The sequence below is a fragment of the Neisseria sp. P0009.S007 genome, from assembly GCF_051962515.1.
Map to the genome: position 1 here is coordinate 1 of NZ_JBQCVF010000076.1, position 10,695 is coordinate 10,695.

General features: G+C 50.2%; 8 protein-coding genes and 1 pseudogene. 8 read left to right on the forward strand and 1 reads right to left on the reverse strand.

Going from position 1 to position 10,695, the window contains the following annotated elements:
* Window positions 1-65: 65 nt before the first annotated feature.
* Complete coding sequence (locus ACTHS3_RS08005) at window positions 66-1,373, reverse strand: replication-associated recombination protein A (RefSeq protein ID WP_049336804.1); 1,308 nt, start codon at window positions 1,371-1,373, stop codon at window positions 66-68.
* A gap of 151 nt (window positions 1,374-1,524) precedes the next feature.
* Here ACTHS3_RS08005 and ACTHS3_RS08010 point away from each other — a divergent pair, with 151 nt between their 5' ends.
* The 8 genes and pseudogenes from ACTHS3_RS08010 to hemE form a co-directional block, all read left to right on the forward strand.
* Window positions 1,525-1,899 carry a hypothetical protein gene (locus ACTHS3_RS08010; protein WP_004519975.1) on the forward strand — a complete coding sequence of 125 codons (375 nt, stop codon included), beginning with the start codon at window positions 1,525-1,527 and terminating at the stop codon, window positions 1,897-1,899.
* An 86-nt stretch (window positions 1,900-1,985) separates the two neighbouring features.
* Window positions 1,986-3,395, forward strand: a complete 1,410-nt coding sequence (gene thrC, locus ACTHS3_RS08015) for a threonine synthase (RefSeq protein WP_004519976.1) — start codon at window positions 1,986-1,988, stop codon at window positions 3,393-3,395.
* Between the two features lie 228 nt (window positions 3,396-3,623).
* On the forward strand, window positions 3,624-5,390 hold the full coding sequence (gene msbA, locus ACTHS3_RS08020) for a lipid A export permease/ATP-binding protein MsbA (protein WP_004519977.1): 1,767 nt from the start codon (window positions 3,624-3,626) through the stop codon (window positions 5,388-5,390).
* An 85-nt stretch (window positions 5,391-5,475) separates the two neighbouring features.
* Window positions 5,476-6,252, forward strand: a complete 777-nt coding sequence (locus tag ACTHS3_RS08025; protein WP_003746329.1) for a ferredoxin--NADP reductase — start codon at window positions 5,476-5,478, stop codon at window positions 6,250-6,252.
* Between the two features lie 72 nt (window positions 6,253-6,324).
* Window positions 6,325-6,963, forward strand: a pseudogene (locus tag ACTHS3_RS08030) (uroporphyrinogen-III synthase); the annotation flags it as partial.
* A gap of 213 nt (window positions 6,964-7,176) precedes the next feature.
* Entirely contained in the window at window positions 7,177-8,448 is a 1,272-nt protein-coding gene (locus ACTHS3_RS08035) for a uroporphyrinogen-III C-methyltransferase (protein WP_224783372.1), read from the forward strand.
* On the forward strand, window positions 8,445-9,668 hold the full coding sequence (locus tag ACTHS3_RS08040) for a heme biosynthesis protein HemY (protein WP_070695663.1): 1,224 nt from the start codon (window positions 8,445-8,447) through the stop codon (window positions 9,666-9,668). Before ACTHS3_RS08035 ends, ACTHS3_RS08040 begins: the two co-directional genes overlap by 4 nt.
* A 135-nt stretch (window positions 9,669-9,803) precedes the next feature.
* Window positions 9,804-10,695, forward strand: an 892-nt coding sequence (gene hemE / locus ACTHS3_RS08045; RefSeq protein WP_440367620.1) for a uroporphyrinogen decarboxylase, incomplete at its 3' end; no start/stop codon positions are given.

Genomic DNA, 10,695 nt, shown 5'->3' on the forward strand with positions numbered 1-10,695 from the left:
AAACAGCAAAGGCCGTCTGAAAAATTCAATTTGATCTTAGATTTGTATTATGTACATTTATTGTTTTAATCATCCAGTGCATCTTCATCCAAGGATTTCAACCATTTCAGCTTTTCGCCAATTTTGATTTCCAATCCACGAGGGACAGGTTGATAGAAATCGGGTTCATCCAAGCCGTCGGGCATATAGCTTTCGCCAGCGGCGTAGGCATTAGGTTCGTCATGGGCATAGCGGTATTCGCGTCCATAACCCAATTCTTTCATCAGTTTGGTCGGCGCATTGCGCAGATGGACAGGCACTTCGTCGCTGGCATTTTCTTTGACGAAACGGCGCATTTGGTTGTATGCCTTGTAGCCCGCGTTGGATTTCGCGGCGGCGGCGAGATACAACACGGCTTGCGCCAGTGCGAGCTCCCCTTCGGGCGAGCCTAAGCGCTCATAAGTAGCGGCGGCATCATTGGCAATCGTTAAGGCACGCGGATCGGCCAAGCCGATGTCTTCCCATGCCATGCGGACAATGCGGCGGGCAAGATAGCGCGGGTCGGTACCGCCGTCGAGCATACGGCAGAACCAATACAAGGCCGCGTTAGGATGCGAACCGCGCACGGATTTGTGCAGCGCGGAAATCTGATTGTAGAAACTCTCGCCACCCTTATCAAAACGACGGATTTGCGCACCCAAACTGTCGGCAAGAAATTCGGCGGTCAGGGTTTTCAGACGACGTGTATTAGCAGCGCGTAAAAGCTGCTCGATCAAGTTCAACAATCTGCGCGCATCGCCATCGGCGGTATTCACAAGCAATTCTTGCGCATCTGCTTCAATCGTGAAATCTTGGTATTCAGGCAAAGCCAATACTTTGGTAATCAGCTTCTTCAGGTCGTCTGAAGACAAGGATTGCAAGACATACACCTGCGCCCTGCTAAGTAAAGCCGGATTGACTTCAAATGACGGATTTTCCGTGGTGGCGCCGATAAAGGTTAATAAGCCGCTTTCGACATAAGGCAAAAATGCGTCCTGCTGCGCTTTGTTGAAGCGGTGTACCTCGTCAACAAACAAAATTGTCGCGCGCCCTTGCTGCAAGGCAATTTCAGCTTTCTCGATTGCCTCGCGTATGTCTTTCACGCCGGAAAATACGGCGGAAACCGGCAGAAACTGGGCATTGAAACTCTGCGCCAAAATCCGTGCCAGCGTGGTTTTGCCTACACCCGGCGGCCCCCATAGCAACATAGAATGCGGCTTCCCGCCTTCCACCGCCACGCGCAAAGGTTTACCTTCGCCGATTAAGTGCTGCTGCCCGATGACATCATCTAAAGAATGCGGGCGCAAGCGTTCGGCTAAAGGGGCTTCGGGTTGGCGGGCGAAAAGGTCGGACATAGCGGCTTTCGTGCTGATTGATTAAAAAGAAAACTCGCTAGCATTATACGGCAGTTTCGCAAACTCACATATCGGGCCGCATTACGGTATAATACATGCTATTTTGAGAACTCTTCGGGCGTTTCAGACGGCCTTGCTAACAGGAAACATCATGACTTCAAAAACTCTTTTGGCAGCTGTTACATCAGCTTTCTTATTGGGTGCATGCGCTACCGGCGGCGAATCTTTCGGCGGCTTGGGCAGCGGTACAGGTATCGGCAGCAGCGTAGTGAAAATGGCGGTAGACAGCCAATGCCGTACCGAATTGAACAAACGTAACGAATGGCGTGTCATTGCTTTGGCCATGAGTGCGGAAAAACAAGCCGAATGGGAAAATAAAATCTGCGGCTGCGCCAGCGAAGAAGCACCAAACCAATTGACTGCAACCGAAATGATGCAAGTCTTGAGCCCGGCAACCCGCGATCAGGCCATTGCGTCCGTTACTGCGAAAACGGTTACCGCCTGCTTCAAACGACTCTACAAATAATCGTTCAGACGGCCTTTTTTAATATCGAGGCCGTCTGAATTCGTTTTGACTTTCTATTTGAATTTTAAATACATAGAGAAGAAACCATGAAATACATCAGCACCCGCGGTGCGACCGCACGCAAGCAATTCAGCGAAGTTTTATTGATGGGTTTGGCTCCTGACGGCGGTTTGATGCTGCCTGAGCAATACCCTCAAATCGACCGTGCTACTTTAGACCAATGGCGCACACTCAGCTATCCTGAGCTGGCGTTTGAAGTTATGAGCCTGTTTGCTACCGACATCCCTGCTGATGATTTACGCGACATCATCAACCGTACCTACACCGAAGAAGTATTCGGTACCAAAGCCATCACTCCGGTGCGCACACTTTCAGACGGCATCAAAATCCAAGCCCTCTCCAACGGCCCGACTTTGGCATTCAAAGACATGGCCATGCAATTCTTGGGCAATGCGTTTGAATATGTATTGAACAAAGAAGGCAAAGAACTCAATATCTTAGGCGCCACCAGTGGCGACACCGGCTCTGCCGCCGAATATGCCCTGCGCGGTAAAAAAGGCATCAATGTCTTCATGCTGTCTCCGGAAGGCAAAATGAGCGCATTCCAACGCGCGCAAATGTTCAGCTTGCAAGATGCCAACATCCACAATATCGCCGTTGAAGGTATGTTTGACGACTGCCAAGACATCGTCAAAGCCGTACAAAACGATGCCGAATTCAAAGCCAAATACCACATCGGCACAGTCAACTCCATCAACTGGGGCCGCATTGTCGCCCAAGTCGTGTACTACTTTGCCGGTTATTTCAACGCCACTTCGAGCAATGACGAAAAAGTCAGCTTCTGCGTACCAAGCGGCAACTTCGGTAATGTCTGCGCCGGTCATATCGCCCGTCAAATGGGCCTACCCATCCACCGCTTGATTGTCGCCACTAACGAAAACGACGTATTGGACGAATTTTTCAAAACCGGTGCATACCGCCCGCGCAACAGCGAACACACCCACGTTACTTCCAGCCCGTCTATGGATATTTCCAAAGCCTCCAACTTCGAGCGTTTTGTGTTTGACCTGATGGACCGCGATGCAGACGAAATCAAAACCTTATGGGCGGAAGTAGGTTCCGGCAAAGGTTTCAATTTGGAATTTGTCTTAAACAAAGTACATCAACAATATGGCTTTGTTTCCGGCAAATCGACCCATGCCAACCGCCTTGCCACCATCAAACAGGTTTACGAGCAAGACCGTGAATTGATTGATCCGCATACAGCTGATGGTGTCAAAGTAGCGCGTGAAGTCCGCGAAGCCGGCGAAACCATCGTCTGCCTCGAAACCGCACTGGCCGCCAAATTTGAAGCCACCATCCATGAGGCTGTCGGCGAAGTTTCCATCCCTCGTCCGGCCGCATTGGAAGGCTTGGAAAACCTGCCGCAACGTGTCCGTGTTGTCCCTAATAATGCAACAGCAGTGAAAGACATCATTAAGGAAGCCCTGGCTTAACCGGCCGTCCTTGACGACTGCACAGGCCGTCTGAAAAAGTTTCAGACGGCCGCAACCGATATTTGAGAAGTGGGTAACATTATTGCCAAACCCACCACGCCGCAGTCGTTCCTAATATAAAATCAAGGTGTTAAAACAATACCAACTCCTTTTGACTTTCAATTGCAAACATTGTAATGACAGATATTTTCGTTTAGAATTGCATGTTTGCTCTAAATTTGGATTGATATGCAGACAACACAAGCCACATCCAACTGGGAGCTATACAAGCGCTTGCTTGGATATTTGAAAAGCTATTGGAAGATGTTTATCGTCTCCGTAGTGGCCATGCTGATTGTCGCCGGTACGATGCCGGCTTTCGGTTACTTGCTCAAACCTTTGATCAATGAAGGTTTTGTCGATAAAAACATGAAAAGCATGTCATGGTTGCCGCTGGCAATTGTGGCGCTGTTTTTCGTTCGCGGCCTGTTTAACTTCATCAACGAATATTGCACGACGTATCTGTCCAGCCACTTGGTGCAGCGCTTGCGCGGTGAAATGTTCAACAAAATGATGCACCTGCCGACTTCGTATTTCAGCAGCAATACCGGCGGCCGTTTGATGTCTCGTATCTTGAACGACGTCAATCAAATTACCGATGCAGGGTTTAACGTCATTACCGTGATTGCTAAAGACGGCGTGAGCGTAGTCGGCCTATTGGGCTTGCTGACTTATCTGAACTGGCGTTTGACCCTGATTACTTTTATCATCTTGCCGGTTGTTGCTGTATGTATCCAAACAGTCAGCAAACGCCTGCGCAAACTGTCTGCCAACAACCAAATTTATCTTGGCCAGCTGATGCAGGTCTTGGGCGAAAGCATTAATGGTGAACGCGTTGTAAAAATCTACGGCGGTCAAGATTATGAAAACCGCCGCTTCGACCGTATTGCCAATGATGTTCGCCGCAACCTGCTCAAACAGGTTTCCGCCAGCTCTGCCGGTACCGGCATTACGCAATTAATGGCCTCGGTTGCTCTGGCTGCGATTATTTACGCAGCCGCACGCCAAGCAGGGCTTTCCGGCTTCAGCGCAGGCGATTTTATGTCGTTTTTGTCCAGTATGATCATGATGTTTGATCCCATCAAACGCATGACCGGCGTGATGCAATCCCTTCAACGCGGTTTGGCGGCGGCTGAAAGTGTCTTCACCTTTTTGGATCAACCCGAAGAGAGCAACGAAGGCAAACAAATCCTCAGCCCAAACCCTGGCGATATCGAATTTTGCGACGTTGTACACCGCTATCCTGAAGCCGAACGCAACAGCTTGAACCACATCAACCTGCTTGTACCGCAAGGCAAAGTGACCGCATTGGTCGGCGCATCAGGCTGCGGCAAAACCACCTTGGCCAATATGTTGCCGCGCTTCCTTAATCCGGATGAAGGTAAGGTTTTGATTAGCGGCATCAACATCAATGAATATACACTCGAAAGCCTACGCAGCCGCATGGCTTTCGTCGGCCAGAACGTTGTCCTGTTTAATGGTACGATTGCTGAAAACATTGCCTATGCTCAAGCCGGTAACTTCAGCGAAGAAGAAATTATCAATGCTGCAAAAGCCGCCAATGCTTGGGAATTTATCCAAAAAATGCCGCAAAGCCTGCACACTGAAGTTGGCGAAAACGGTTTAAAACTGTCTGGCGGCCAACGTCAACGCCTCGCCATTGCGCGTGCGCTTTTGAAAAATGCACCGATTTTGATTTTGGACGAAGCCACCAGTGCATTGGATAATGAATCCGAACGTTTGGTACAAACCGCATTGGAAAACCTGATGCAAAACCGTACCACATTAGTGATTGCCCACCGACTTTCGACCATCGAAAAAGCCGACAACATCGTTGTGATGCATGAAGGCAATGTAGTCGAACAAGGCACTCATCATGAATTGATCAACGCAGGCGGACGCTATTCCGACCTGCACAGCCTCAGCGAAAAATCAGCCAAACCGGCAAGTAAGTAGCTGAACAGCATATTCCATTCTTTTTATTAACCTTGGCCGCCCCGACCTATCCTTTTCAGACGGCCTTATCCGACAGGAAATATCAATGGCAGCATTCAACACCCAGAAAGTCTTGTCCGTACACCACTGGACCGACGCTTACTTCACTTTCACCTGCACCCGTGACGAATCTTTGCGCTTTGAAAACGGCCAGTTCGTCATGGTCGGCCTGATGGTTGACGGCAAACCGCTGATGCGCGCATACAGCGTGGCTTCTGCCAACTGGGAAGAGCATCTGGAATTTTTCAGCATTAAAGTACAAGACGGCCCATTGACCAGCCGCCTGCAACACCTTAAAGTCGGTGATGATGTCCTCATCAGTAAAAAACCGACCGGTACATTGGTTGCCGGCGACCTGAATCCGGGCAAACACCTCTACCTCTTGAGCACCGGTACCGGCATCGCACCTTTCTTGAGCATTACCAAAGACCCTGAAATTTACGAGCAATTCGAAAAAATCATCTTGGTTCACGGCGTACGCTACAAAAAAGACTTGGCATACTACGACCGCTTTACCAAAGAATTACCCGAACACGAATACCTGGGCGACTTGGTTAAAGAAAAATTGATTTACTATCCGATTGTTTCACGCGAAGACTATGTACACCATGGCCGTCTGACCGATTTAATGCGCAGCGGCAAACTCTTCGAAGACATCGGCCTGCCTAAAATCAATCCGCAAGACGACCGCGCCATGTTGTGCGGCAGCCCTGCTATGTTGAAAGACACCTGCAACGTCTTGGACGAATTCGGCCTGACCGTTTCTCCGAAAACCGGTGTCCGCGGCGACTACCTGATTGAGCGCGCATTCGTCGATCAATAACGTATCCCCGGCAGCAGGCCGTCTGAAACCCTTCTTTCAGACGGCCTAAACCTTAATAATTTATCCCACATTATGCCTACTCTACTCATCATCCGTCCGTCCAACCGTCCACAGCAAGATATCCAAACCTGCCATGCAGCTGGTTGGCAGGCTCAAGTATTGAGTCCGATCGAAATAGAGGCAGACCGTTCGGCACTAAACAAACTTCCCGAACAATTTAAGCAAGCCGATGTCGTGTTTTGGGTCAGCCCCACCGCTATTGAAACCGCAGCGCCGCATCTGAACTTTTCAGACGGCCCTAAAGCACACATTACCGTCGGCCAAACCAGCCAACATACTTTGGCGCAATTCTCCCCCTATCCCGTATTCTCTCCCGAAGACGGCAACGACAGCGAAGCCGTCTTGAGAATGCCTATTTGGAAAAACCTGCCACCCAACGCCCGAGTTCTAATCATTCGAGGCCATGGAGGCCGTGATTTTTTAGCAGATAAACTGACCGAACTGGGTTTCCAAATCGACATCGCCGAAATCTATTTCAGACGGCCACACGCCATCGATTGGCAGAACTTTAAAACCGAAGACATCGCCGCCGCCTACGTCACATCCGGCGAGCTCGCGCGCGAATTTTTCCATCAGATTCCGCCGCAATTTTCCCGATTCTTCGAATCCTTGCTATACTTCACCCACCATCCGCGTATTGCCGATGCGCTTCGCATCGTCGGCGCCAAACATGTAGAAACCGTCACTTCTTTATCCGCTGCACTTTTATCCATGCCACAAAGGAGCCAAGCAGTGAACCCAGTCGAAGACAATAAAGATACCCAACAAGTTGCCAATACGGCAGCTCCGGCGCCTGAACGTTCTGAAAACACCAGGCCTTCTGAACAAATCAAACCTACCCAACCTCAGCGAGTGGAGGCGAGCATGACCGAGTCCAACAATCTCCCACAAAACAACGCCCCTGTTATCATCAAACAATCTGGCGGCAAAGCCTTGGCTGCAGGTGCAACCGTCTTGGCACTGCTTAGCTTGGGCGCGAGCGGATTCCTGTTTGTACAGGGTCAAAATGTTTTAAAAAACCAAGAGCTCGAATTCAACCAAAAAATCGACAAAGCCGCATTGGGCGAATCTGAAAACGCCAGCCTTTTAAAAGACAACCTCAACCGCCAAACCGCTATTCAGGCCGAGTTAGACCGCCTGAACAACGGTCAAAAAAACAATAGCGATCAAATCCTGCAAACGCAGAAAGCTTATCAAGAGTTACTCAAAGGTCGTATCAACTGGTTGGTCGACGAAGCCGAATCCATGTTGAACACTGCTTCGCAACAATTGATGCTGTCAGGCAACCTTCAAGGCGCGGTCAGCGTATTGGAACACATCGACAGCCGCTTAAGCCGTTTTGAACAGCCTGAGCTTATCCCCATCAAGCAAGCCATCAGCAATGATTTGGCCGCGCTGAAAAACCGTCCTTATGTCGATATTTCCGCCACTGCCTTGCGTATCGACCGTTTGGAAACCGGTATTTCAGGCCTGCCTTTGGTTTTGGACGGCGTATTGAAACCAGGTGCCGCGCCTGTCGAAGCCGCCAATTCAGGAACTTGGTGGGAAAACACATGGGAAAAATCCCTCAATGCCCTCAAAGGCTTGGTTGAAGTCCGTCATCTGGACAGCAACGACGCCATGTTGATTTCACCCGATCAAACCTACTTCATCCGTGAAAACCTGCGCCTGCGCCTTTTGGATGCGCGCATTGCCCTGTTGCAACACAACGGCGAAGTGTATCAAAGCGATTTGAACAACGTTGAAGCAACTGTAAAACAATACTTCGACAGCAAATCCCCTGCTACCCAGTCATGGTTGAAAGAGTTGGCCGAACTCAAAGCCCTTGATGTCCGCATGATCTCAGACGACAGCTTGAAAGCCAGCTTGAGCGCCGTTCGCGCTTATCAAGAAGGTTCGCGTACACAAATGACGACCGAAGAAGCTGCACAAACCCAAGCTACCGAGAAAACCGCTTCCGCTCCGGCTGCAGCTACCGAACAAGCCACAACTGCTGCACCCACTGCCGCTTCTGCACCTCAATCTCTGGAAGCACCTGCTTTGCCGTCTGAAAACAAAAAAGAACCGGCCGCCGAAGCTGCCAAACCACAAAACCAAACCAAGCCTGCTGCCAAAATTAAAGGAGAGCAAGCATGAAAACCGTCGTTTGGATTGTCATTCTGTTTGCAGCCGCCGTTGGTTTAGCGTTGGCTTCCGGCATTTATACAGGTAACGTGTATGTCGTGGTTGAGCAAACCATGCTACGTATCAATCTGCATGCCTTTGTTTTAGGCCTGCTATTGAGCGTATTCGTTTTGTATTTCCTGGTTAAATTCGTGTTCGGCCTCTTGAACCTTCCGGCGCGTATGCAACGCTTCGGCATTGCCCGCAAAGGCCGTCAGGCTTCTGCCTCTTTGAACAGCGCAGGTCTGGCATATTTTGAAGGTCGTTTTGAAAAAGCCGAACAAGAAGCTGCCAAAGTCTTGCAAAACAAAGAAGCCGGCGACAACCGCACCCTGGCTTTGATGTTGGGCGCGCACGCAGCCGACCAAATGGAAAACTTCGAATTGCGCGACCGCTACCTACACGAAATCGAACACCTGCCACAAAAACAACAGCTTTCCCGTCATCTTTTGCTGGCCGAATCTGCACTGAGCCGCCGCGATTATCCGACTGCCGCACAAAACCTTGAAGCCGCAGCAAAAATCAACGGCAACTTGAGCCGCTTGGTGCGTCTGCAATTACGTTATGCCTTTGATCACGGCGATGCTTCAGATGTCTTGGCAAAAGCGGAAAAACTGGTCAAAGCCGGCGCCATCAACGATTACGAAGCCGAACAGTATCAAAACTGGGCATATCGCCGCCTCTTGAGCGAAGTAACCGATGCAGGCCGTCTGAAAGCCTGTTTGAAACAGATTCCCGAAAGTGTGAAGTCTGGCGAATTGTGCGTCGCGATTGCCGAAAAATACGAGCGTTTGGGTTTGTATGCCGATGCAGTCAAATGGGTTAAAACCCATTATCTGCAAACCCGCCAGCCCGAGCTTTTGGAGGCATTTGTCGAATCCGTGCGTTTCCTAAGCGAGCGCGAGCAACAAAAAGCCATCGACTTAGCAGACTCTTGGTTACAGGAACAACCCGACAATGCACTGCTGTTGATGTATCTTGGCCAACTGGCCTACGGCCGAAAACTTTGGGGCAAAGCCCAGGGCTACCTCGAAGCCAGTATCGCCCTGCAACCCAGCGTATCCGCACATTTGGTCTTGGCTCGCGTGTTTGATGAAACCGATCAACCGCAAAAAGCGCAAGAACAACGCAATCTAGTTTTGGAAAGCGTGGCCGAAGAAGAACATCCGGCAGCCCTTCCTCAACCAAATTGATGTGCTGATTTCGCATTAAGCGACAATATGAAATCTACAACAAAACCAACCATTTAATCATTTCAGACAGCCTCTATACATATCTAAGGCCGTCTGAACTTTGTCCAACATACCAAATCAGAAAGCCTATTTATCATGACTGCTCTGAAAAACGACACTTTCCTCCGCGCCCTGCTCAAACAACCTGTCGAATACACTCCCATCTGGATGATGCGCCAAGCTGGACGCTATCTGCCTGAATACAAAGCCACACGCGCACGCGCAGGCAGCTTTCTCGATTTGTGCAAAAACACCGAGCTGGCAACCGAAGTTACCATCCAGCCTTTAGAACGTTTTGATCTGGACGCAGCAATTCTGTTTTCCGATATTCTGACCGTTCCCGATGCCATGGGTTTGGGCCTGTATTTTGCCGAAGGCGAAGGCCCGAAATTTGAACGCGCCTTGCAACACGAAGCCGACATTGCAAAACTGCAAGTTCCCGACATGGAAAAACTGCAATACGTCTTTGATGCCGTAACTTCCATCCGTAAAGCACTGGACGGCCGAGTTCCGCTCATCGGCTTCTCCGGCAGCCCGTTCACACTCGCCTGCTACATGGTTGAAGGCGGCAGCAGCAAAGAATTCCGCACCATTAAAACCATGATGTATTCGCGTCCTGATTTGCTGCATAAAATCCTCGACACCAATGCCCAAGCCGTTACCGCTTATCTCAACGCCCAAATCGATGCCGGCGCACAAGCCGTACAAATTTTCGACACTTGGGGCGGCGTGTTGAGCGATGCAGCGTTTAAAGAGTTTAGCCTGAAATACATCCGACAAATCGTTGCCGGACTCAAACGCGAAAGCGAAGGTCGCCGCGTGCCTGTTATCGTATTTGCCAAAGGCGGCGGCTTATGGCTGGAAAGCATGGCAGAAATCGGTGCAGATGCATTGGGCTTGGACTGGACATACAACATCGGCGAAGCACGCCGTCGCGTCGGCGAACAAGTTGCCCTGCAAGGCAACTTCGACCCGTTTGCCCTCTTCG

Coding starts and splice junctions, on each gene's coding strand:
- ACTHS3_RS08005 (WP_049336804.1), bottom strand. CDS start 1,373: ATGTCCGACCTTTTCGCCCGCCAACCCGAAGCCCCTTTAGCCGAACGC.
- ACTHS3_RS08010 (WP_004519975.1), top strand. CDS start 1,525: ATGACTTCAAAAACTCTTTTGGCAGCTGTTACATCAGCTTTCTTATTG.
- thrC (WP_004519976.1), top strand. CDS start 1,986: ATGAAATACATCAGCACCCGCGGTGCGACCGCACGCAAGCAATTCAGC.
- msbA (WP_004519977.1), top strand. CDS start 3,624: ATGCAGACAACACAAGCCACATCCAACTGGGAGCTATACAAGCGCTTG.
- ACTHS3_RS08025 (WP_003746329.1), top strand. CDS start 5,476: ATGGCAGCATTCAACACCCAGAAAGTCTTGTCCGTACACCACTGGACC.
- ACTHS3_RS08035 (WP_224783372.1), top strand. CDS start 7,177: ATGACCGAGTCCAACAATCTCCCACAAAACAACGCCCCTGTTATCATC.
- ACTHS3_RS08040 (WP_070695663.1), top strand. CDS start 8,445: ATGAAAACCGTCGTTTGGATTGTCATTCTGTTTGCAGCCGCCGTTGGT.